General features: G+C 53.7%; 24 protein-coding genes. 21 read left to right on the top strand and 3 right to left on the bottom strand.

The genetic code is table 11. The features are described from left to right. Positions 1-35 precede the first annotated feature (35 nt). From EVJ24_RS08690 to mnhG, 11 genes are all read left to right on the top strand, one after another. Complete coding sequence (locus EVJ24_RS08690) at positions 36-614, top strand: TetR/AcrR family transcriptional regulator (protein ID WP_131440995.1); 579 nt, start codon at positions 36-38, stop codon at positions 612-614. 80 nt (positions 615-694) lie between these two features. Beyond that, complete coding sequence (locus tag EVJ24_RS08685; protein ID WP_131440992.1) at positions 695-1,468, top strand: electron transfer flavoprotein subunit beta/FixA family protein; 774 nt, start codon at positions 695-697, stop codon at positions 1,466-1,468. Between the two features lie 14 nt (positions 1,469-1,482). After that, the gene (locus tag EVJ24_RS08680) at positions 1,483-2,448 is read left to right on the top strand and encodes an electron transfer flavoprotein subunit alpha/FixB family protein (RefSeq protein ID WP_131440990.1); all 966 of its coding nucleotides are present in this window, start codon (positions 1,483-1,485) and stop codon (positions 2,446-2,448) included. 107 nt (positions 2,449-2,555) lie between these two features. Beyond that, positions 2,556-2,870 (top strand): thioredoxin, encoded by a 315-nt coding sequence (gene trxA, locus EVJ24_RS08675; protein ID WP_131440988.1) that lies wholly within the window; start codon positions 2,556-2,558, stop codon positions 2,868-2,870. Positions 2,871-3,243: 373 nt separating this feature from the next. After that, complete coding sequence (locus EVJ24_RS08670; protein ID WP_131440987.1) at positions 3,244-5,673, top strand: Na+/H+ antiporter subunit A; 2,430 nt, start codon at positions 3,244-3,246, stop codon at positions 5,671-5,673. After that, on the top strand, positions 5,657-6,094 hold the full coding sequence (locus EVJ24_RS08665; protein WP_071399342.1) for a Na(+)/H(+) antiporter subunit B: 438 nt from the start codon (positions 5,657-5,659) through the stop codon (positions 6,092-6,094). Before EVJ24_RS08670 ends, EVJ24_RS08665 begins: the two co-directional genes overlap by 17 nt. Next, on the top strand, positions 6,094-6,435 hold the full coding sequence (locus tag EVJ24_RS08660) for a Na(+)/H(+) antiporter subunit C (RefSeq protein ID WP_071399343.1): 342 nt from the start codon (positions 6,094-6,096) through the stop codon (positions 6,433-6,435). The genes EVJ24_RS08665 and EVJ24_RS08660 overlap by 1 nt, the downstream gene beginning before the upstream one ends. Continuing rightward, a complete protein-coding gene (locus EVJ24_RS08655) occupies positions 6,428-7,909 on the top strand; it encodes a Na+/H+ antiporter subunit D (RefSeq protein WP_071399344.1) in 1,482 nt (493 codons plus the stop codon). Before EVJ24_RS08660 ends, EVJ24_RS08655 begins: the two co-directional genes overlap by 8 nt. A 7-nt stretch (positions 7,910-7,916) precedes the next feature. After that, positions 7,917-8,402 (top strand): Na+/H+ antiporter subunit E, encoded by a 486-nt coding sequence (locus EVJ24_RS08650; protein ID WP_071399345.1) that lies wholly within the window; start codon positions 7,917-7,919, stop codon positions 8,400-8,402. Next, positions 8,399-8,695, top strand: coding sequence for a Na(+)/H(+) antiporter subunit F1 (locus tag EVJ24_RS08645; RefSeq protein WP_173647396.1), 297 nt, complete (start codon positions 8,399-8,401; stop codon positions 8,693-8,695). The genes EVJ24_RS08650 and EVJ24_RS08645 overlap by 4 nt, the downstream gene beginning before the upstream one ends. Continuing rightward, complete coding sequence (mnhG, locus tag EVJ24_RS08640) at positions 8,673-9,032, top strand: monovalent cation/H(+) antiporter subunit G (protein WP_071399346.1); 360 nt, start codon at positions 8,673-8,675, stop codon at positions 9,030-9,032. Before EVJ24_RS08645 ends, mnhG begins: the two co-directional genes overlap by 23 nt. A 37-nt stretch (positions 9,033-9,069) precedes the next feature. Here the strand turns inward: mnhG and EVJ24_RS08635 are convergent, their stop codons facing one another. Further along, positions 9,070-10,383, bottom strand: a complete 1,314-nt coding sequence (locus EVJ24_RS08635) for a dihydrolipoyl dehydrogenase family protein (RefSeq protein WP_071399347.1) — start codon at positions 10,381-10,383, stop codon at positions 9,070-9,072. A gap of 71 nt (positions 10,384-10,454) precedes the next feature. Here EVJ24_RS08635 and uvrC point away from each other — a divergent pair, with 71 nt between their 5' ends. After that, entirely contained in the window at positions 10,455-12,239 is a 1,785-nt protein-coding gene (gene uvrC, locus EVJ24_RS08630; RefSeq protein WP_071399348.1) for an excinuclease ABC subunit UvrC, read from the top strand. A gap of 62 nt (positions 12,240-12,301) precedes the next feature. Here the strand turns inward: uvrC and EVJ24_RS08625 are convergent. After that, positions 12,302-13,872, bottom strand: a protein-coding gene (locus EVJ24_RS08625) for an IS3 family transposase (RefSeq protein ID WP_131440985.1) whose coding sequence is annotated in 2 segments (ribosomal slippage) — positions 12,302-13,233 and positions 13,233-13,872 — 1,572 coding nt in all. Because the reading frame shifts where the segments join, the coding sequence is not laid out codon by codon here. Between the two features lie 87 nt (positions 13,873-13,959). After that, entirely contained in the window at positions 13,960-14,352 is a 393-nt protein-coding gene (locus tag EVJ24_RS08620; RefSeq protein ID WP_236637606.1) for a YslB family protein, read from the bottom strand. A 223-nt stretch (positions 14,353-14,575) separates the two neighbouring features. On the opposite strand from EVJ24_RS08620, the gene EVJ24_RS08615 reads away from it, so the two are divergent. From EVJ24_RS08615 to EVJ24_RS08575, 9 genes are all read left to right on the top strand, one after another. Beyond that, positions 14,576-15,193 carry a succinate dehydrogenase cytochrome b558 subunit gene (locus tag EVJ24_RS08615; RefSeq protein ID WP_071399350.1) on the top strand — a complete coding sequence of 206 codons (618 nt, stop codon included), beginning with the start codon at positions 14,576-14,578 and terminating at the stop codon, positions 15,191-15,193. A 15-nt stretch (positions 15,194-15,208) separates the two neighbouring features. Further along, positions 15,209-16,966 carry a succinate dehydrogenase flavoprotein subunit gene (sdhA, locus tag EVJ24_RS08610; protein WP_071399351.1) on the top strand — a complete coding sequence of 586 codons (1,758 nt, stop codon included), beginning with the start codon at positions 15,209-15,211 and terminating at the stop codon, positions 16,964-16,966. An 8-nt stretch (positions 16,967-16,974) separates the two neighbouring features. Further along, entirely contained in the window at positions 16,975-17,763 is a 789-nt protein-coding gene (gene sdhB, locus EVJ24_RS08605) for a succinate dehydrogenase iron-sulfur subunit (protein WP_173647397.1), read from the top strand. A gap of 9 nt (positions 17,764-17,772) precedes the next feature. Beyond that, the gene (locus EVJ24_RS08600) at positions 17,773-18,213 is read left to right on the top strand and encodes an acyl-CoA thioesterase (protein WP_071399382.1); all 441 of its coding nucleotides are present in this window, start codon (positions 17,773-17,775) and stop codon (positions 18,211-18,213) included. A gap of 72 nt (positions 18,214-18,285) precedes the next feature. Beyond that, positions 18,286-18,549 (top strand): phosphocarrier protein HPr, encoded by a 264-nt coding sequence (locus EVJ24_RS08595; RefSeq protein ID WP_021066838.1) that lies wholly within the window; start codon positions 18,286-18,288, stop codon positions 18,547-18,549. Between the two features lie 117 nt (positions 18,550-18,666). Then, on the top strand, positions 18,667-19,473 hold the full coding sequence (racE, locus tag EVJ24_RS08590; RefSeq protein ID WP_071399352.1) for a glutamate racemase: 807 nt from the start codon (positions 18,667-18,669) through the stop codon (positions 19,471-19,473). Then, positions 19,466-20,215 (top strand): ribonuclease PH, encoded by a 750-nt coding sequence (gene rph / locus EVJ24_RS08585; protein WP_071399353.1) that lies wholly within the window; start codon positions 19,466-19,468, stop codon positions 20,213-20,215. Before racE ends, rph begins: the two co-directional genes overlap by 8 nt. Continuing rightward, on the top strand, positions 20,212-20,802 hold the full coding sequence (locus tag EVJ24_RS08580; protein WP_071399354.1) for an XTP/dITP diphosphatase: 591 nt from the start codon (positions 20,212-20,214) through the stop codon (positions 20,800-20,802). Before rph ends, EVJ24_RS08580 begins: the two co-directional genes overlap by 4 nt. 5 nt (positions 20,803-20,807) lie before the next feature. Next, positions 20,808-21,320, top strand: a complete 513-nt coding sequence (locus tag EVJ24_RS08575; RefSeq protein ID WP_131440983.1) for a metallophosphoesterase family protein — start codon at positions 20,808-20,810, stop codon at positions 21,318-21,320. Position 21,321: the final 1 nt, after the last annotated feature.

The following is a 21,321-nucleotide window of genomic DNA, read 5'->3' as shown; positions in this document are numbered from 1 at the left end:
TCATTTTTCTGCAGCAATAAGGAGCATGGGTGTCTATGAAAAAGAATGTATCAAAAAGTGACCGCATTATCGATGCGGCAGTGAAAGTAATCGCGGACCATGGTTATCACGGTGCAAAGGTGACAGCCATCGCCAAAGAGGCTGGTGTCGCGGACGGAACGATTTATTTGTACTTCAAAAACAAGGAGCATCTGTTGATCGAGCTGTTCCAGACGAAGATGGGCCTGTTCATCGACTACTCGAAGCAACAGATCGAGCAGGAGACGACGGCAGGCGACAAGCTGTACCAGTTGATTGAGTCGCATCTCAAGCAGCTGTCGGTCGACTACGACCTCGCCGTCGTGACGCAAATCGAGCTCAGACAGTCGAACTTGGCGCTCCGCCAAAAAATCAGTGAAGTGTTGAAGCCGTATTTGAACTTGATCGATGCGGTCGTCAAGCACGGCATCGAGACCGGGGAGTTTGACCAGGAACTCGACTACCGGCTGGCGCGACAAATGATTTTCGGCACGATCGATGAAGTGGTCACGAGTTGGATGGCGAGCGGCTTCAAGTACGACTTGATGTCGACGTTACCGAAAGTACACCATATGTTGAAAAAAGGGCTTGCTTAACCGTAAGCCCTCTCGCTAGCTCAAAAAATGAATGCTGATTCATGAATGATGGTGCGAACAATTTATAAGGGGGAACTACGATGAATATTTTTGTATTGCTGAAGCGTACGTTCGATACAGAAGAAGCGATCCAACTTGAGAACGGGGAGATTCAAGAAGACGGTGCCGAATTCATCATCAACCCATACGACGAGTATGCGGTCGAGGAAGCGATCCGCAAGCGTGACGATCTCGGGGGAGAAGTCACGGTCGTGACGGTCGGACCGGACGACGCGGACAAAGAATTACGGACGGCGCTCGCGATGGGTGCGGACAAAGCGGTCCGTATCTCGATCGAGGACGATGTCGAGGACGCGGATCACGTGACGATCTCGAAAGTGCTCGCCACATATTTGAAAGACCAAGCACCAGACCTCATCTTCGCCGGTAACGTCGCCATCGACGGCGGTAGCGGACAAGTGGCGCCGCGCGTCGCCGAGTTGCTCGACATGAACTACGTGACGACGATCACGAAGCTCGACATCAACGGCACGACGGCGACGGTCACGCGTGACGTCGAAGGGGACACGGAAGTGATCGAAGTCAACCTGCCGCTCCTCGTGACGGCGCAACAAGGCTTGAACGAACCACGCTACCCGAGCCTTCCAGGCATCATGAAGGCGAAGAAGAAGCCGCTCGAAGAACTCGATCTCTCAGACATCGACCTCGACGAAGACGAGATCGGCGCGAAGATCGAGACGATCGAACGGTTCTTGCCGGAAGAGAAGAAAGCGGGGCGTATTCTTGAAGGGGACACATCGACACAAGTGAGCGAGCTCGTTCAATTACTTCGCACGGAAGCCAAAGTCATTTAAGGGGGACATCACATATGAAAGCTTTAGTACTCGCAGAAGCGCGCGAAGGCGCGTTACGGAACGTATCATTTGAAGCGATCGCCGCAGCGAAGCAACTGACGGACGACGTGACGGCGGTCGTCATTGGGGATAACGTCAAAGCACTCGCGACTGAACTCGGGGAGTACGGCGCAGCGCGCGTCCTCGTCATCGAAGACGAGCGACTCAAACATTACACGCCGGACGGTTACGGCCAAGTGCTCCGCCAAGTCATCGACCAAGAAGGACCGGACATGATCGTCCTCGGTCACACTGCACTCGGAAAAGACATCGCACCGAAACTCGCGGCCCGTCTTGACGCCGGTCTCATCAGTGACGTCGTCTCGATCGAAGGCTCAGGGCGAGACGCCGAGTTCGTCCGTCCAATCTACTCGGGTAAAGCGTTCGAGAAAGTGAAGTTCAAAGATTCGGTCATGTTCTTCACGATCCGTCCGAACAACATCGACGCACTTCCGCGTCAAGCGGGGGCGAGCGTGTCGGTCGAGACGCCGGCCGTCGAATTGAAAGACCTTGCTATGATCGTTAAAGAAGTCGTCCGTAAAGCGACCGGTAAAGTCGATCTCGCAGAAGCGAAAGTCATCGTCGCCGGAGGACGTGGCGTCAAGAGCGAGGACGGTTTCAAACCGCTCGAAGAGCTCGCTGAACTGCTCGGCGGCGCGGTCGGTGCTTCACGTGGAGCGTGTGACGCGGACTACTGCGACTATGCACTCCAAATCGGACAGACGGGTAAAGTCGTCACGCCGGACTTGTATATCGCCTGCGGGATCTCCGGGGCAATCCAACACTTGGCCGGGATGAGCAACGCCAAAGTCATCGTCGCCATCAACAAAGACCCGGAAGCGAACATCTTCAGCGTGGCCGACTACGGCATCGTCGGCGACTTGTTCGACGTCGTGCCGCTCTTGACTGAAGAGTTCCGAAAACACCTCGTCAATAGCTGATGGGCATAACGTTTGGGGAAAGTTACCCTCCGTGGTATACTCTGAACATGAAATGCAAGAGAGTTCTTAATTGAACTGTCTCATCTTACTGGGGAGGTATTTACCAAATGGCTATTAAACACGCAACGACTCAAACATTTGAACAAGAAGTGAAAGAGGGCGTCGTCCTCGTTGATTTTTGGGCAGCATGGTGTGGACCGTGCCGCATGATCGCACCGGTTCTTGAAGAACTCGATCAAGAGATGGGCGACCAAGTCCAAATCGTTAAACTCGACGTTGACGAAAACCCTGAAGTAGCGGGCGCTTTCCAAATCCAAAGCATTCCGACACTCATGATGTTCAAAGACGGACAACCTGTCTCGAAAACAATGGGCTTCCAACCAAAAGAAGCACTTAAAGAGTTTATCGCGTCAGCACAATAAAACGTACAGCCGATTGGGAGACCGATCGGCTGTTTTTTGTTTACTTCGTTAGGGAAGAAGGAGTTTAGTGAGCGAGCGAAGAATTAATTGGGTTAAGGTTTACCATCGATACGGGAGCGAATCCACATTTGAAATCCGGCTTGAGAGAGCTTACATATGGCGTTCGAATTCAATTTTTTTTAGTCGTTTTTTGTCGACTCCCTTCATATTTAACAGTTCAGGTTTTTTTAGCCGCGGCTAGAAAAGCGGGAAGCTTTTATCATGGAAACAGCCTGAAAATTTAAGCTATACTCATGAGGAAGACGTGATGGCGTCAAATGAACTTAATATTTGACCTCATCGTTGTAAGACTCTGTTCGAAGGAGGAATTTTCTTGTCGGTGTTACATTTAGCTATCTTATTGCCGCTCCTCGCGGCACCGTTCATCCCGTTTTTGTTTCGGGCGTTGAAACGGATCCATACGGGCTGGTTCGTGCTGGTCGTCCCGGTACTCCTGTTCGTCTACTTCTTCCGCTTCATCGGAATCACGAGTGCGGGAGACGTCGTGAGCGAAACGGTCGAGTGGATGCCGTCGCTCGGGATCAACTTTACCGCTTACGTGGACGGGCTTGGACTACTGTTTGCCCTCCTCATTACAGGGATTGGGGCGCTCGTCGTCCTGTATTCGATCTACTACTTGAACAAAGATAAAGAGTCGCTCGGTCACTTTTATGTGTACTTGCTTCTCTTCATGGGTGCGATGCTCGGTGTCGTCCTCTCGGATAACATGGTCGTCATGTACATGTTCTGGGAACTCACGTCGATTTCGTCGTTCCTGTTGATCGGGTATTGGTATGAAAAAGAACGCTCTCGCTATGGGGCCCGCAAGTCGATGCTCATCACCGTGTTCGGTGGTCTGTCGATGCTCGGCGGGATCGTCATCTTGGAGTCGATCGTCGGATCGTTCAGCATCCGCGACATGGTCGCGAATCAGGCGCTTATCGCCGAAAGTCCGTTTTTCGTCGCCGCCATGATTTTGATTTTGCTTGGGGCGTTCACGAAGTCGGCGCAATTCCCGTTCCACATCTGGTTGCCGGACGCGATGGAAGCACCGACCCCGGTCAGTGCGTACTTGCACTCGGCGACGATGGTCAAGGCCGGGCTCTACTTGGTCGCCCGGATGAGTCCGGTGTTCCAAGAGTCGTCACTCTGGCTATGGATCATCGTCTCGGTCGGAACGTTCACGTTGTTCTGGGGATCATTCAACGCCGTCAAACAGACGGACTTGAAAGGGATACTCGCGTTCTCGACGGTCAGTCAGCTCGGTCTCATCATGTCGCTGCTCGGCCTTGGCGCCGCGGCGCTTCACTATGACGGGATTGACGACAACATCTTTATGGTCGCGACAATCGCGGCCATCTTCCACTTGATCAACCACGCCACGTTCAAAGGGTCGTTGTTCATGATGGTCGGGATCGTCGACCATGAGACGGGCACGCGTGACATCCGCAAGCTCGGCGGTCTCATGACCGTCATGCCAATCACGTTCACGATCGCCGTCATCGGCTCATTGTCGATGGCCGGGTTACCGCCATTCAACGGCTTCCTCAGTAAAGAGATGTTCTTGAAGGCGACGACGAAAGTGTTCTCGATGGACTTCTTCGCGCTTGATACGATTGGGATCTTAATTCCTGTCGTCGCGTTTATCGCGAGCGTGTTCACGTTCATCTATAGCTTGATCATCTTTACACGGACGTTCATGGGGAAAGCCAAGTTCGATGAATTGCCGAAACAGCCGCACGAGGCACCAATCGGGATGCTCATCCCGCCGGCCATTTTAGCCATCCTCGTCGTCGTCCTCGGCTTCGTTCCGAACGTGTTGTCGAACTCGCTCATCAAGCCTGCCGTCGAGTCGATCTATCCGACGCTCGTCGCGAGCGGGCAAGAGGTCAAAGTCGACATTTACTTCTGGCACGGACTTACTCCAGAGCTATTCATGACGCTCGGGATCATCGCCCTCGGGACGCTCATGTTCTTCACGATCAACAAGTGGATGGGGATTTACAACCACATCCCGAACCGGTTGACGCTGAACGGTATGTACGACGGGTCGCTCGTCTGGTCGAACAAAGCGGCTTATCGCTTTAAAGACAACTACATGACCGGCTTCATCCGTTCTTACTTGATCTACATCTTCCTGTTCTTATCAGGGATGCTGTTGTTCTCGATGTACTGGTTCGACTTGTTCAACTTCTCGTTCGGCGAGATGGAGGCTGTCGCACCGTATGAATATGTGCTCGGGGCGGTCGTCATTTTGGCGGCGCTCGCGATTCTGTTCATGGGCTCACGCCTGCCATCGATCATCTTGCTCGGGGTCATCGGCTATTCGGTCGCCTTGTTCTTCGTGTTCTTTGGAGCACCGGACCTCGCCTTGACGCAGCTCGTCATCGAGACGGTATCGGTCGCCTTGTTCTTGCTCGTGTTCTATCACATGCCGGAGATCAGCAGAAAAGAAGTTCGCATCAAATTTAAAGTGGAGAACGCGATCGTGTCGGTCATCGTTGGGGTGACGGTCATGTTGCTCAGCTTCATGGCACTATCGAACCGGTCGTTGTCTTCGATCTCTGAATATTATAAAGAGAACGTCTACGACTTAGCAGCCGGGAAGAACATGGTCAACGTCGTCCTTGTCGACTTCCGGGGCTTTGATACACTGTTCGAGATCGTCGTCCTCGCCATTGCGGCAATCGGAATCTATACGATGATCAAGTTTAGAACGACAGAACGCACGAAAGGAGCACATGAACATGAATCGGAAAAATGATCAAGTGAATGACGTCATCTTACAGACGGCTGCGGTGATCATCTTCTTCATCATCATCATGTTTTCAATCAACCTATTCTTCGCCGGGCACTATTCGCCAGGCGGCGGGTTTGTCGGTGGATTGATGACGGCTGCTGCTCTCGTGTTGTTACTGCTCGCGTTCGACTCGAAGACGCTTGCGAAAGTTTTACCGTTCGACTATCGGATCATGACGGCACTCGGGCTTGTCATCGCGATGCTTACATCGCTTCACAGCATATTTTGGGATCGTCCGTTCCTGACACACGCTTATGACAAGTTCGATTTGCCGCTCCTTGGTGAACAGACGCTTCACACGGCCATCGCCTTTGACTTAGGCGTCTACCTTGTGGTCATCGGTGTGACGATGACGATCATTCAAACGATTGGAGAGAGTGAATAATGGAAATCTTCGTTAGCATCATCATCGGGGTACTGACGATGAGCGCGGTCTACATGATTCTCTCAAAGAGTTTGTTGCGCATCATCATCGGTACCGGCCTGCTCAGTCACGCAGCCCACTTGCTCGTCTTGACGATGGGTGGACTGAAGACGGGAGCGGCACCTGTCCTCGTCGACGGGGTCACGGAATATACTGACCCGCTGCCGCAAGCGCTCGTCTTGACGGCGATCGTCATCAGCTTCGGTGTGACGGCGTTCTTCTTGGTACTCGCTTATCGGACGTATCAGGAGTTGACCACGGATAATATTGAGGAAATGAAAGGAACGGAATCGAATGATTAACTTACCGATCTTTCCGATTGTCATCCCTGCACTTGCGGCCGTCATCCTGATGTTCGCACCGAAACAGGTACGCCTACAACGTGTGATGGCACTCGGGGCTTTACTTGTCACGTTAGCGGTATCGGTGTTGCTCGTCTTCACCGTATCGCAAGACGGTATCTTGACCGTCAACCTCGGGAATTGGCCCGCACCGTTCGGAATCACGCTCGTCTCGGATATGTTGTCGGCGCTGCTCGTCACAACATCGACGTTGATCGTATTCTTCATCGTCTGGTTTGCGACGCATTACTTCTCGGACGCTTATGAATCGAACTACGTGTACGTCGCGATGTTATTTTTACTCGTCGGTGTCAACGGCGCCTTCACGACGGGCGATATTTTCAACTTATTCGTCTTCTTTGAAGTCTTCCTCATCTCTTCGTACGTCTTGATCGTACTCGGTGGGAAAGGCGTCCAGTTGCGCGAGTCGATCAAATACTTGCTCGTGAACGTCATCGCGTCGGCGCTGTTCGTCATGGCCGTCGCACTTCTTTACGGCGTCGTCGGGACGCTCAGTCTCGCTGACTTGGCACAGAAGATTCCGCTCGTCGAAAACCAAAACGTCATCACCGTCATCGGTGTCTTGTTCGTCATCGTCTTCGGTATGAAAGGGGCGCTCGTCCCGTTGCACTACTGGCTGCCTGGATCGTACGTCGTTGCCCCGACGCCGATTCTCGCAATGTTTGGTGCCTTGCTCACAAAAGTCGGCGTCTATTCGATCTTACGGACGTACACGCTCTTGTTCGACACAGGGTCGTTCATGCAGACGTTCTTGATCGTGCTTGCCGTGCTGACGATCGTCATCGGGATGACCGGGGCGATCGCCTATAACGATGTGAAGTTGATCATCATCTACAACATCATGATCGCGGTCGGCGTCATCCTTTACGGGATCGCTCTCAATACGCAGACGTCGCTCGAAGGGGCGCTCTACTATTTGATTCACGACATGCTCATCAAGGCCGCCTTGTTCATGCTCGTCGGGATGATGATCGGGATCACCGGTTCCGGTCAACTTCGCGACATGGGTGGATTGATCACCCGGTTCCCGCTGTTCGGATGGACGTTCTTCATCGCCGCGTTGTCACTCGCCGGCATTCCACCGCTCAGTGGCTTCTTCGGTAAATTGTTGATCGTTCAAGGCGGGGTGGCCGACGGCGACTTGTTCGGCCCGCTTCTCATCTTGCTGTCGAGCTTGTTCGTCCTGTTCTCGGTCATTAAGATTTTCCTCTATGGCTTCTGGGGAGAAGAGAGACGCGTCTATGACGGTCCGCTCGTCCCGTATATGAACCGACTCATCGTGCCGACGTTGTTACTCGTGGCAGTGGCCGTCGCGTACGGATTCGGGGCCGAGGCGATGCATCCGTTTATTACCCAGGCAATCGAACCGCTCGTCGACCCGGAAATCTACATCGATGCCGTGATTAAGGAGTGATTTAGACATGGCTTACCAACTACTCATCAACTTTTTCTTGGCGTTCATCTGGATGTTCTTCACGGGTACGTTCACGACGAGCGGGTTTCTCGTCGGTTACTTGCTCGGGTTGCTCGTCATCTTCATGATGCGGCGGTTCTTCAAATCTGAAGGTACGGGCTTTTACTTCACACGTGTGATCAAGCTGTTCAAGCTGTTCTTGATTTTCGCACGTGAGCTCGTCATGGCGAACTTCGAGGTGTTACGTCTCGTTTTGAGCCCGAAATTGAAGATTCAACCTGGTATCTTCCGATATGAAACGTCACTGCGCTCGGGTTGGAAAATCAGCCTGTTGTCGATGCTGATCTCGCTCACACCAGGGACGCTCGTCGTCCAAGTCTCGAAAGATAATAAAATACTTTATATCCACGCACTCAACATGCCGGATAAAGAGGCGCTCAAACGCGACATCTACAATAACTTTGAATCAACCATTAAGGAGGCGACGGAATGAGCATATTAGATATTTTAATTTACATTGCGCTCGCCATTCTTTTGTTTGCTATGCTCGGTATGCTGTACCGAGTCGTCAAAGGGCCGACGACAGCCGACCGCGTCATCGCGCTCGACTCGATCGGGATCGCGTTGATCTCGGTCGTCGCGCTGTTGTCGATCTTGCTCGATACGACGATCTTCTTCGAGGTTATCCTCTTGCTCAGTATCCTCGCCTTCATCGGTACGGTGGCATTCTCGAAATTCTTAGAGAGAGGGGAGATCATCCAACATGACCGCGACAACGATCTTTGATATATTGACCGGCGTCTTCACGATCATCGGAGTGTTCTTCACGGTCGTTGCGGCGATCGGTCTCATCCGTTTGCCGGACGTCTATTCCCGGACGCACGCGGCATCGAAGTCGGCGACGCTTGGCGTCATGTTCGTCTTGTTCGCGGCGGTGCTCCACGTCTGGGTCGACCAACGTATCTTCGATGCGCGCCTCTTGCTCGGCTTGTTCTTCGTCTTGTTGACCGCACCGGTCGGCGGACACTTGATCGCTCGGGCGGCTCACTCTAATGGCGTCGCACTTTGGGAGAAGTCGTTACAGGACGCGCTCAAAGAAGATAAGGAAAAAGGGATCGAATGACGAAAGGCTCTTCCATACGACATGGAAGAGCCTTTTTTTACATCAAGTGTGTCAAATCAGAGGCGGACGTCGGATAGGCGAACTCTAAGTGCTTAACGTGTTGATGGCTGATATTGTTTTGTATAATGAACGAGAACAAGTTGATGAGCTCGGGCGCGTGTTGCCCGATCAAGTGAGCGCCGATGACGTGGCCGTCTTTGCTGAGCAAGACGCGCGAGAAGGCGGTCGCGTCATTGACCCGTTCATACGTAAGAAAGTGGGACATGTCATTGTCCCTGCATTCATAGTCGATCCCGAGTGATTTTGCCTCGTCGACCGTCAGACCGACTTTGGCGATTGGCGGCGTCGTGAACACGACCGTCGGGGCCGGACGCTCCGGCAATGGACGTGTGTTGTTCCGCAACAGGTTAAGGGCGGCTATCCGTCCTTCTTGCCCGGCAAACGGGGTGAGCGCCGGGTTCGGACTTTTGGCGACGTCGCCGGCCGCATAGACGTTCGCGTTCGTCGTCTGTAAATAGCCGTTGACGGTGATCCCGTCCTTGTCCGCCTCGATGCCGGCCGCATCCAACCGCAGCCGCTCGATGCTCGGGATACGACCCGTGGCGTTAAGGACGAGCCCTTCTAGGGTAGAGTCATCTGATAATGTCAAGATGTTCCCGTCGAGCTTGACGGGCTCGAGCCCGAACCGGACGTCGATGCCGATGTGGATCGTCTCATCGATGAGCCGCTTCACAATTTTTCGGTCGAATTGTTTAAGTGCCCGCGACCGGATGAGGAGCGTGACAGCGCTGCCGAACCGGCGGAGAATGTGCGCGAACTCGAACGCGATATATCCGGCACCGACGATGGTGATCCGCTCGGGCACGTCCTCAAGGTCGAACACGTCGTCGCTCGTGATGGCGTCTTCACCGCCTGGGATGTCGAGTGCGCGCGGAAGTTGGCCGGTCGCGATCAAAAATTGATGCGCCGAGATCTCATGGCCTTCGATGACGATCGAATCCTCATCGATAAAGTGGGGCTCGCCCTCGTATAAGTCGATGTCATCTTCTTTCCACTTGTGCATCTTCGTCGTCGGGATGGCGAAGCGGTATTCATCGACACGTCGCTTGAAGGCGTGCCAGTCGAGCGTGATGTCTCCTTTGACGCCGAGCGGTTTCATGCGTTCGACTTTGGAGATGAGTTCCGCCCCTTCCGCGAGCATCTTTTTCGGATCGCACCCGCGTTGCGGGCACGTCCCGCCGAACGTCCAATTCTCGACGATGGCAATCCGTTTACCGGCGTCGCGTAAAACGCTCGCGGCTTGGCTCGCTGCCGAACCGCTGCCGATGATGATTACGTCATATCGTTTCATCAAAAACCCTCCCTCTGAGACTACACCAATTTTTTCCCGTCTTGGAGGAAGCTAAACTGAGGTGATAAAATTTGAGTCAAACTGACCACATTAAACATAAATTGGCGCTGCTCCCGGACGAACCGGGCTGTTACTTGCATAAGAACGAGTACGGTGAGATCATCTACGTCGGGAAAGCGAAAAACTTAAAGAACCGCGTCCGTTCGTACTTTACCGGGGCGCACGATATTAAAACGATGCGTCTCGTCGCCGAGATCCGTGACTTCGAATATATCGTCACGGCGAGCGAGCTCGAGGCACTCTTGCTCGAGATGACGCTCATAAAAAAACACGACCCGAAATACAACATCCGGTTGAAAGACGACAAGTCGTATCCGTATATTAAAGTCACGAACGAGCCGTACCCGCGGCTGCTCACGACACGTAAGTTGAAACGGGACGGCGGCCATTACTTCGGGCCATACCCGAACGCCTACGCCGCCAACGAGACGAAACGGTTGCTCGACAAACTGTATCCGCTCCGGAAATGTCAGCCGATGCCACGGAAGCTCTGTCTGTACTACCACATCGACCAATGTCTCGGTCCTTGTGAACTCGCCGTCGACACCGACGAGCAGAAGTCGATCGTCCAAGAGATCCGCCGTTTCTTGAACGGGGAGACGAGCGAGACGCTCGCCAAGCTCCAAGTCGATATGCACCAGGCGGCCGAGGATATGCAGTTCGAGCGGGCGGCCGAGCTCCGCGATCAGATCCGGGCCGTCGAATCGATCATGAACAAACAGAACATGATCACGGCCGACCCGACGGCGCGCGACGTCTTCGGCTATACGCTCGACCGGGGCTGGATGTGCGTCCAAGTGTTCTATATGCGCGGCGGCAAGATGATCGAACGCGACGTCTCCTTGTTCCCGCTCCACGGAGAACCGTCAGAAGAACTCGAGAGCTTCATCGTCCAGTTCTATGAGCAGAACGTGTTGCCGAAAGAAGTACTCGTCCCAGAGATTGTCCGGATCGACTTGTTAGTCGAGGCGCTCGGGACGAAAGTGATGCAACCGAAACGTGGGGCGAAACGACAGTTGCTCGAGCTCGCGACGAAGAACGCGGGCATCGCCTTGAACGAGAAGTTCGAACTGCTCGCGCGTGATGAAGAGCGGACATTGCTCGCGATGCGTGAACTCGGTGAGGCGATCGGTATCCCGAACTTGTCGCGCGTCGACATCATCGATAATGCCAACATCCAAGGGGCTGACGCCGTCTCGGCGCTCGTCGTCTTTGAGGACGGCAAGCCGCTCAAGAAAGAATATCGGAAGTACAAGATCCGGACCGTCCAAGGACCGGACGATTACGAGACGATGCGCGAAGTCGTCCGCCGCCGTTTCCGGCGATTGTTGACCGAGGACAAACGTCTGCCGGATCTTCTATTGATCGACGGGGGACTCGGCCAGTTGAATGCCGCCCTTGACGTGTTGCAGAATGAGTTCGGCCTCGATTTGCCGGTCGGATCGTTGAAGAAGGATGACCGACACCGGACGAGCCAGCTTCTGTTCGGTGAAGGCGGCAGTGTCGTCGAATTGAACTCGCGGTCAAGCGCGTTCTATCTGTTGCAACGGATGCAAGACGAGGTTCACCGTTTCGCCATCACGTTCCACCGCAGCTTGCGGACGAAGAAGATGACGCAGTCGGTGCTCGACGATATCCCGGGTGTCGGACCGAAGCGGCGTCAGCAACTGATCCGTCATTTCGGGTCGATGAAACAGATTCGTCTCGCCTCGCTCGAACAGTTGAAAGAAGCGGGGCTACCTGAAAAGCTCGCCCAAATCGTGCTTGAGCATGTGCATGAGGAGACAGATGAATAAGAAAGAGCCGATGCGGTGAACTGCTCCCCGTCAAGTAGACAGGGCAAATAATAAAAACCAGCCTAGGCGGCTTGAGACCTGTATTCGACAGGGCTCAAGCCGTTTAGTCGTTTCTGGAAACGATCGTGGTTGTAGAACGATATGTAGTTCTCGATGGCCGTTGTGAGTTCGCTATAGGCCTGGAACTCACGCAAGTAGTACATCTCCACTTTCAAGGTACCCCAAAAACTCTCGATTGGGGCGTTGTCGATACAACGTCCGACCCGAGACATGCTGTGGGTCATTCCCGCGTCTTCTACCATGCGTTTGAACCCTCTCGAGGTATATTGGAACCCTCGGTCACTATGGATCATCGGACTCGCTCCTGTACGGAGCCCCGCGATGGCTGGCATCATCGTATGGAAGACGAGCCCGTTGTTGTTGGACCTACCGATACGATAGGCGACGATCGAGCCGTCGTACAGGTCGATGATCGCGCTCAGATATGCCTTCTTCCCGGCACCATATTTGAACTCGGTGACGTCGGTACACCATTTCTCGTCCGGTCGGGACGCACTGAATTCTCGGTTCATCAAGTTCTCGGCCACATGTTGCGGTGACGATTTTTTGTACCGTTTTCGCTTCTGGCGGATGACCGAACGGATCTCATGGATACGCATGAGACGATAGATACGCTTCTCATTGTATGCCGGCAGGCCATGCTCGCGTCGTCTTCGGTTGACCGTCATGGTGATCCGGCGATAGCCATAGGTCCCATTCACTTGATCGTAGAGAAGCCGGATGTCCTCTAATAAGCTCGAGTTCTCCTCTTCGCGTACCGAGACGGTACGCTTCAACCATTTATAATAGGCGGCCCGTGAGACCTGCGCGATCTCACAAAGGAGCACGACCGAGAACGTGTCGGTTACCGACAGTTCCTCGATGGCTGTGTATCGCAGCTGTAGCCGGATCTGGCTGATCAACCTCTCCTCTCGATCTCCTCTAACTTTTTTAGGAACAGGTTCTCGGCCCGCAGGCGCTCGTTCTCACGCTCGATCTGTTGGATGCGACGTTCCAGCTTTTCCTCGTTGGTCAGTTCCTCTTCTTGCTTCGTCCGTCCGCGCCCGTCCTCGAGTCCGTGCACACCGTCGGTATCATATTTTTTCGTCCAGCCATAGACCTGCTGGTAAGACACGGCGAATATCTCGGCCGTCCGTTGATAGTTCCGTCCATTCTCCAGGCAGTACCTGACGATTTCAATCCGTTCCTCGAATGTGGTCTTTCTCCCTTTTGCCATAGCTCGATCCATCCCTTTTCTCGAATCTGTTAACTCGCTATGACTAGTATACTGCTTAATCCATCTGTGAAGAACAGACGAACTACTAATGTGGTGTTTGGAGAGGGTTTCCATTTTGGAGAGACCGTCGATATAATCACGGACGGCCGCGACCTTCTGTTCCCGGGTGTAAGCTCTCCATGTCTTCGATTCCTTCAACGCATCGATCCCACCGGTATCGAATTTGGCTTTCCATACCCGGAGGGTATCCCAAGAGACGTCATGAGCCTCCATAATTTCCTTCCACGTATATTTTTCTTCTTCCATCATACGCAGTGCACTCAGTTTTTGTTCGATCGAATGCCGACTTCTCGCCATAAAAAAACACTCCCCAATCAGATAAACAGATTTGTTATTTCATCTGTCTACCTATTGGGGAGCATATCACGGTCGCATCGGCTCTTCTTATTCGTACGTATCTTTTCGGTCTAATTGGACGGTGATGTGGACGGCCTGACGCCCCGGGTCGGCATAGCCTTCAGCGACGCATTGGAAACGCCCGGCAATCTGTTCAGCCAAAAATCCAGCCTCAAGCTGGTAATACCCGTTCGCTTTCGCTTGGGTCGCAGGCGGTGGGATGAGTTCGAACACGAACTTGCTCTCTTTCTCTTTCACGAGCGTCAAATCTCCCCAACCGGCTTCCGAGAAGAACGCAGTCAGTTCTTCATTCGGCATCGTCGGGAATTTGCGGGCGACCCGTTTTCCGGACCAATAGATGACTTGGGCGTAATCGTCCCCAAGCAAATCTGTCAACACATAGTCGCGAAGTAGTTCGATCGCGAAAGTGGGTTGGCTCATCGTTTCCATCTTATTCCATCACTCCAATCTTTCTATACTATTATAACGACAAATTTGGATTTGGTCACCGGGTATTTTCTAAAAGAATGTGGGACAAATCGGCTAGGTTATCTTGTCATACAAATTTCACAAGAGTAGAATAGGAGACAGAAAGCTATATTTACATTTGAAAACGCTTTTATTTACAAAACGAGCCAAGGGCTCGTGAAAAGGGGGAACTAGAATGGCAGCGCGTCGTGACTATTTCAGTCGTAAAGTCCATTCGCTACTTGGGGTCATTCCAATCGGCCTGTTTTTGATCGTCCATTTGTCGGTCAACTACTATATCGTCGATGGGGTGGAATCGTTCAACAAGGCAGCAAAATTTATGGAGAGCTTACCGTACTTGTACTTCCTTGAAGTGACAATCATCGCTTTGCCGATGATTTTCCACGGTGTGTACGGCGTGTATTACGCCTTCCTCGGTTCGATCAACACGAACCGATACTCATACGCGCGGAACTGGATGTACATGATCCAACGCTTCACGGGCGTATTCCTCGTCATCTTCATCGCGTGGCACGTTTGGGAAACGCGCTTGGCGAAGTTGCGTGGCGTCGAGGTCAATGCGGAGATGATGCAAAACATCGTCGACAATCCGCTCATGCTCATCTTCTACATAGTCGGGATCCTCTCGGCTACGTTCCACTTCGCGAACGGTCTCTGGTCGTTTGCCATCACGTGGGGAATCACACAGTCGCCGCGTTCACAGCACTTCATGAGCTACGTCTCTGGAGCCGTGTTCTTGGCACTATCTTTTGTCGGCATCCGTTCAATCTTGACGTTCGCGGGCATCTTGTAATAGGGGGAAATGTATATGGCAAATCAAAGTTTGATCGTCATCGGTGGCGGTCTAGCTGGACTCATGGCGACAATCAAGTCGGCAGAGATGGGTGTTCCGGTTAAACTATTCTCGCTTGTACCGGTCAAGCGTTCACATTCAGTTTGTGCTCAGGGCGGCATCAACGGAGCTGTCAACACGAAAGGGGAAGGGGATTCTACTTGGCAACACTTCGATGACACGGTTTACGGCGGGGACTTCCTTGCCAACCAACAGCCAGTCCAAAAGATGGCGGAAGCGGCACCGAAGATCATCCACATGTTCGACCGGATGGGCGTCATGTTCAACCGGACGCCGGAAGGTCTGCTTGACTTCCGCCGCTTCGGGGGCACGCTCTATCATCGGACGGCTTACGCCGGCGCGACGACAGGGCAACAGCTCTTGTACGCACTAGACGAACAAGTCCGCCGCTTCGAGGCGCAAGGTCTCGTTGAGAAGTATGAGGGCTGGGAGTTTCTCCGTGCCATCGTTGATGAAACGGGTATTTGCCGCGGTGCGGTCTGTCAGGATTTACGCTCGATGGAAATTAAAGCGTTCCCATCGGATGCGGTCATCCTCGCGACAGGCGGCCCAGGTGTCATCTTCGGTAAATCGACGAACTCGGTCATCAACACAGGGCAAGCGGCCGGTGCGGTTTACCGCCAAGGTGCAGTCTACGCCAACGGGGAGTTCATCCAAATCCACCCGACGGCGATCCCAGGGGACGACAAGCTTCGGCTCATGAGTGAGTCGGCGCGTGGAGAAGGTGGACGTGTTTGGACATACAAAGACGGAAAACCTTGGTACTTCCTTGAAGAGAAGTATCCGGACTACGGAAACCTCGTACCGCGTGACATCGCGACACGTGAGATTTTCGAAGTCTGCGTCAACCAAAAGCTCGGCGTCAACGGCGAGAACATGGTCTATCTCGATTTATCGCATAAAGATTCGAAAGAACTCGACATCAAGCTCGGCGGTATTCTTGAAATTTATGAGAAGTTCGTCGGCGACGATCCGCGTAAAGTACCGATGAAGATCTTCCCGGCCGTTCACTACTCGATGGGCGGACTATGGGTCGACTACGATCAAATGACGAACATCCCAGGGCTGTTCGCAGCCGGCGAGTGTGACTATTCGATGCACGGGGCGAACCGTCTCGGCGCGAACTCACTCTTGTCTGCCGTTTACGGCGGGATGGAGGCCGGGCCTGCGGCGGTCAACTATATGCGCGGTCTTGACCAAGCGACCGAGAGCGTGCCAGAAGCGCTCTTCAACTTCAACGAACGTGAAGAAATCGAGCGGTTCAATGACATCCTTGCGATGGAAGGTACGGAGAACGCCTACCAGATTCACCGGGAACTCGGCGAACTCATGACCGACAACGTCACGGTCGTTCGTTACAACGATAAGCTCGAAGCGACAGACTTGAAGCTACGCGAGCTACGCGAACGCTACAACAACATCTCAGCGACAGATACGGCGCGCTGGAGCAACCAAGGTGCCTCGTTCATCCGTCAACTCGACCACATGCTCGACCTCGCGCGCGTCATCACGCTCGGCGCCCTTAAACGCGACGAGAGCCGTGGCGCTCATTACAAACCGGACTTCCCGGAACGGAATGACGAGTTGTTCATGAAGACGACGATGGCACGTTACAACGAAGGGGAAGTCGATATCTCGTTTGAAGAGATCGACGTTTCGTTAATCCCGCCACGTAAACGGGATTACTCGAAGAAAGGGGCGAAGACGAAATGACGACGCCGATGCAGTCTGAGCATAAAGATATTCGTTTTATCATCGAACGCCAGGACGGTCCGGATCAAGCGACCTACTCGGAAGAGTTCTCGGTCCCATATCGTCCGAACATGAACGTCATCTCGGCGCTTATGGAGATCCGCCGCAACCCGGTCAACGCTGAAGGCAACAAGACGACACCGATCACCTGGGACATGAACTGTCTTGAGGAAGTGTGCGGCGCTTGTTCGATGATCATCAACGGCAAGCCGCGCCAGTCGTGTACGGCGCTCGTCGATAAACTCGAGCAGCCGATCCGCCTTGCTCCGATGAAGACGTTCCCGGTCATCCGGGATCTTCAAGTCGACCGTCAGCGCATGTTCGACGCTTTGAAAAAAGTGAAGGCGTGGGTACCAATCGATGGCACGTACGATCTCGGTCCAGGACCACGGATGCCAGAGAACAAACGTCAATGGGCGTATGAGTTATCGAAATGTATGACGTGCGGTGTCTGCCTCGAGGCTTGCCCGAACGTTAACGACAAGTCGAACTTCATCGGCCCGGCCGCACTCTCACAAGTCCGTCTCTTCAACTCGCATCCGACCGGCGCTTTCCACGCGGAAGAACGTCTCGAAGCGCTCATGGAAGACGGGGGCATCATGCAGTGCGGAAACGCGCAAAACTGTGTCGAGGTTTGTCCGAAAGGAATTCCGCTCACGACGTCAATCGCCGCGATGAACCGTCAGACGACGCTTCACTCGTTCAAACAGTTCTTCGGCAGCGACAAAGGTCGTACCGGTTCTGCGGTCGAGGCGTAACGTTTGCCGATGTCAAAGTATTTTCGGGAACCCGGTTGGGAAACGCGTGTCAGGTCAGGAATCGAGCTCGACGTCAAAGTCCGTTTTTCGGAGTGCGACCCGTACGGCCATATGAATAACACAATCCCGTTCATCTATTTTGAGGATGCACGGATCGAGCTGCTCGAAGCGACAGGATTTTCCTTGAAAGACGGCTTCGTCGTCGTGGCGGACGCCCAGTGCGATTACGTCCGACAAGTGATGCCGCGGCAACAGTTGAAGGTGTATGCCAATGTCTTGACGGTCGGAAACACTTCATGTGATATTCATTACGGCGCATATGATGGAGATCAACTCATGTTCGCGGGCCGTACGAGCCTCGTGCATTTGTCAAAATCCGGTCGTCCGGCCGAATGGACTCCAGAATATAAAAATCGCTTGCAGAATTTTTGCGAATCCGCTATCATTTGATAATGAGTTCACAAACAAAATTTTCTGCCGGTTCGCCTGCAGAATTCAGATTTGAAGGGAGACTATCACGTCATGGAAAAAACATTCACAGTCGTTGCTGATTCAGGAATCCACGCTCGTCCAGCTACTCAGTTGGTCAACACAGCTTCTAAGTTCCAATCAGATATCAACCTTGAGTACAATGGTAAGACAGTTAACTTGAAGTCGATCATGGGTGTACTTTCACTCGGAATCGCTAAAGATTCAACAATCAAGATCACTGCAGCAGGTGACGATGCAGAAGAAGCGGTTAACACGCTTTCTGACATGCTCACTAGCGAAGGTCTTGCTCAGTAATTCGAGCAACGGACGAGGCGGCCAATCGGCTACCTCGTCTTTTTTGTTTGTCATGACACCGTTTCTTTTTTGGATACGGCTTTTTTGGTAAGATAGATGGGAATGGAAGTGATATTTATGAAACGAGCGATTGGAGTACTCGATTCAGGTGTTGGCGGCTTGACCGTAGTCAAAGAACTGATCCGCCAGCTGCCGAAAGAAGAAATCATCTATATCGGCGACACGGAGCGCTGTCCGTATGGGCCGCGTCCGCACGATGAGATTGAAGCATATACGTGGGAATTGATTGAATTCCTATTAGAAAAAGACGTTAAGATGATCGTCATCGCCTGCAACACGGCGACGGCTGTCGTCTTGAAAGAAGCGCGCAAGCGCCTCAACATCCCGGTCATCGGTGTCATCGACCCGGGCGCCCGGGCCGCCGTCAAAGGCACGCGCAACAAACATATCGGTGTCATCGGCACGAAGATGACGGTCGAAAGCAATTCGTACGAGACGGCGCTCCGTCACGTCGCGGGCGAGATCGATGTCTATTCGCTCGCTTGCCCGCCGTTCGTCCCGCTCGTCGAAGCCGGCGAATTGAGCGGCGAACGCGTCCGGTCGATCGTCGCCGAGACGATCCTCCCGCTCCAAGATTCGGAGATGGACACGCTCATCCTTGGGTGCACCCATTATCCGTTGCTAGCGCCGGTCATCCAAGACGTCGTCGGACCCGATGTCCACTTGATTTCGTCAGGTGATGAGACGGCGCTCGAAGTGGCAGCAATCCTTGATTTTAAAGAACTTGAGAACGATTTGGATACCATCCCGACGCATCAGTTTTATGCGACCGGGGATGTCGCCATCTTCAACCGATTGGCGACAGAGTGGCTTGGCCAACCCGTGAAAGCGGAGAAAGTAGAGGTGTCTGGTGTCGATGCGTAACGAAAGACAACATGATGAACTGCGGACCGTTGAGATCATTCCGCACGTGAACAAACATGCCGAAGGCTCGGTCTTGATCTCGATCGGGGACACGAAAGTGATCTGTACGGCGACGGTCGAAGAACGCGTCCCAAACTTCCTGCGCGGGAAGAAACAGGGCTGGATCAACGCCGAGTACGCGATGCTGCCACGGGCGACGGGTAACCGGACCGTCCGGGAATCCGTTCGCGGTAAGCAGACAGGACGGACGATGGAGATTCAACGGTTGATTTCGCGTTCGCTCCGTTCGGTCGTCGACTTGGAACGGCTCGGTGAACGGACGATCTGGATCGATTGTGACGTCATCCAAGCAGATGGTGGCACACGGACAGCGTCGATCACAGGCGGTTTTTGTGCGCTCGTGCTCGCGATCGACGCGCTCATCCGTCAAGGCAAACTCGGCGACACGCCGATCAAAGAAGGCGTCGCCGCCATCTCGGTCGGACGGACGAACGAGCTGTTGCTCGACTTGAACTATGAAGAAGACGCAGCGGCCGAAGTTGACATGAACGTCGTTATGACGGCGAGCGGACGCTTCGTCGAAGTGCAAGGCACGGGTGAAGAAGCGACGTTCACGCTGCAAGAAATGAATGAGATGCTCCAGATGGCCCAAGGCGGGATCGAGACGCTGTTCAAAGCAGCAGAAGACGCACTCGGTGCCTCATGGTGGTATGTCGGGGAACAAATGGAGGAAACGATATGAAACTGATTGTCGCGACACGCAACAAAGGGAAAGTGGTTGAAATCGAAGGGATGCTCACGCCGCTCGGATTTGAAGTCGAATCGCTCTTAGATTATCCGGATGCACCGGAAACGGATGAGACGGGCACGACGTTCGAAGCGAACGCCGAACTGAAAGCGACCGAGGCGGCCCGTTACTTCGGACACGCCGTCCTCGCCGACGATTCGGGGCTTGAAGTCGATGCGCTCGACGGTGCCCCAGGCGTCCACTCGGCCCGCTTCGCCGGTCCTGAGAAGTCGGACGCGGCGAACAACGCGCTCCTGCTCGAGAAGTTGAACGGGGCGAACGACCGCTCGGCTCGCTTCGTCTGCGCGCTCTGCCTCGCCAAACCGACAGGCGAGACGTTGACCGTGCGCGGGACAATCGAAGGTACGATCGGCTATGCGCCCCACGGGGAAAATGGATTCGGGTACGACCCGCTCTTTATCGTCCCGTCGCTCCATAAGACGGCAGCAGAGCTCGAGCGTGACGAAAAGGCGGCGGTCAGTCATCGCGGTCAGGCGTTAAGAAAACTGGAGGCAGAAATCATTCCATTTATGAAAGGTTGAGGTGTATGCGTTTTCTAGTAGTCAGTGACAGTCACGGATTGACAGACGAACTAACGACCATCTTTACTCGGCATGAAACTGAGATTGAAGACGCGTTCCATTGCGGCGACTCCCAGCTCGCGCTCGTCGACGAGCACTTGCTGCCGTATCGGACCGTCCGCGGAAACTGTGACTTCGGGGGCGATTTGCCGCTCGAACGGGTCGAAGAGACACCTGAAGGTACGGTTTTAATCGTCCACGGCCATCACCATGACGTGAAGTTCGATTTGAACCGGTTGCGTTATCGGGCCGAGGAAATCGGGGCGAACGTCGTCTTGTACGGTCACTCGCACGTGGCCGGGGCCGTCATCGAAGACGGGGTGCTCTACGTGAACCCGGGCTCGATCCGGATGCCGCGCGGACGCTCGGACAAGACGTACGCGTTGATCGACCTTGACGCCGGTCAGGCAGCGGTCCGGTTTTACCGGTCTGAGGACGGGACGCACGTCGAAGATTTGGACTTGTCAGGACAACTTTGAA

It is taken from the genome of Exiguobacterium sp. SH1S21 (genome assembly GCF_004337175.1).
GTDB lineage: Bacteria > Bacillota > Bacilli > Exiguobacteriales > Exiguobacteriaceae > Exiguobacterium > Exiguobacterium aurantiacum_A.
Note: the sequence above shows the minus strand (reverse complement) of the source record. Positions and strands in the feature narration are given on the sequence as shown.

What these genes read in the sequence shown, in the direction of transcription:
- EVJ24_RS08690 (WP_131440995.1), top strand. Translation starts at nt 36, where the DNA reads ATGAAAAAGAATGTATCAAAAAGTGACCGCATTATCGATGCGGCAGTG.
- EVJ24_RS08685 (WP_131440992.1), top strand. Translation starts at nt 695, where the DNA reads ATGAATATTTTTGTATTGCTGAAGCGTACGTTCGATACAGAAGAAGCG.
- EVJ24_RS08680 (WP_131440990.1), top strand. Translation starts at nt 1,483, where the DNA reads ATGAAAGCTTTAGTACTCGCAGAAGCGCGCGAAGGCGCGTTACGGAAC.
- trxA (WP_131440988.1), top strand. Translation starts at nt 2,556, where the DNA reads ATGGCTATTAAACACGCAACGACTCAAACATTTGAACAAGAAGTGAAA.
- EVJ24_RS08665 (WP_071399342.1), top strand. Translation starts at nt 5,657, where the DNA reads ATGAATCGGAAAAATGATCAAGTGAATGACGTCATCTTACAGACGGCT.
- EVJ24_RS08660 (WP_071399343.1), top strand. Translation starts at nt 6,094, where the DNA reads ATGGAAATCTTCGTTAGCATCATCATCGGGGTACTGACGATGAGCGCG.
- EVJ24_RS08655 (WP_071399344.1), top strand. Translation starts at nt 6,428, where the DNA reads ATGATTAACTTACCGATCTTTCCGATTGTCATCCCTGCACTTGCGGCC.
- EVJ24_RS08650 (WP_071399345.1), top strand. Translation starts at nt 7,917, where the DNA reads ATGGCTTACCAACTACTCATCAACTTTTTCTTGGCGTTCATCTGGATG.
- EVJ24_RS08645 (WP_173647396.1), top strand. Translation starts at nt 8,399, where the DNA reads ATGAGCATATTAGATATTTTAATTTACATTGCGCTCGCCATTCTTTTG.
- mnhG (WP_071399346.1), top strand. Translation starts at nt 8,673, where the DNA reads ATGACCGCGACAACGATCTTTGATATATTGACCGGCGTCTTCACGATC.
- EVJ24_RS08635 (WP_071399347.1), bottom strand. Translation starts at nt 10,383, where the DNA reads ATGAAACGATATGACGTAATCATCATCGGCAGCGGTTCGGCAGCGAGC.
- EVJ24_RS08620 (WP_236637606.1), bottom strand. Translation starts at nt 14,352, where the DNA reads ATGAGCCAACCCACTTTCGCGATCGAACTACTTCGCGACTATGTGTTG.
- EVJ24_RS08615 (WP_071399350.1), top strand. Translation starts at nt 14,576, where the DNA reads ATGGCAGCGCGTCGTGACTATTTCAGTCGTAAAGTCCATTCGCTACTT.
- sdhA (WP_071399351.1), top strand. Translation starts at nt 15,209, where the DNA reads ATGGCAAATCAAAGTTTGATCGTCATCGGTGGCGGTCTAGCTGGACTC.
- sdhB (WP_173647397.1), top strand. Translation starts at nt 16,975, where the DNA reads ATGCAGTCTGAGCATAAAGATATTCGTTTTATCATCGAACGCCAGGAC.
- EVJ24_RS08600 (WP_071399382.1), top strand. Translation starts at nt 17,773, where the DNA reads ATGTCAAAGTATTTTCGGGAACCCGGTTGGGAAACGCGTGTCAGGTCA.
- EVJ24_RS08595 (WP_021066838.1), top strand. Translation starts at nt 18,286, where the DNA reads ATGGAAAAAACATTCACAGTCGTTGCTGATTCAGGAATCCACGCTCGT.
- racE (WP_071399352.1), top strand. Translation starts at nt 18,667, where the DNA reads ATGAAACGAGCGATTGGAGTACTCGATTCAGGTGTTGGCGGCTTGACC.
- rph (WP_071399353.1), top strand. Translation starts at nt 19,466, where the DNA reads ATGCGTAACGAAAGACAACATGATGAACTGCGGACCGTTGAGATCATT.
- EVJ24_RS08580 (WP_071399354.1), top strand. Translation starts at nt 20,212, where the DNA reads ATGAAACTGATTGTCGCGACACGCAACAAAGGGAAAGTGGTTGAAATC.
- EVJ24_RS08575 (WP_131440983.1), top strand. Translation starts at nt 20,808, where the DNA reads ATGCGTTTTCTAGTAGTCAGTGACAGTCACGGATTGACAGACGAACTA.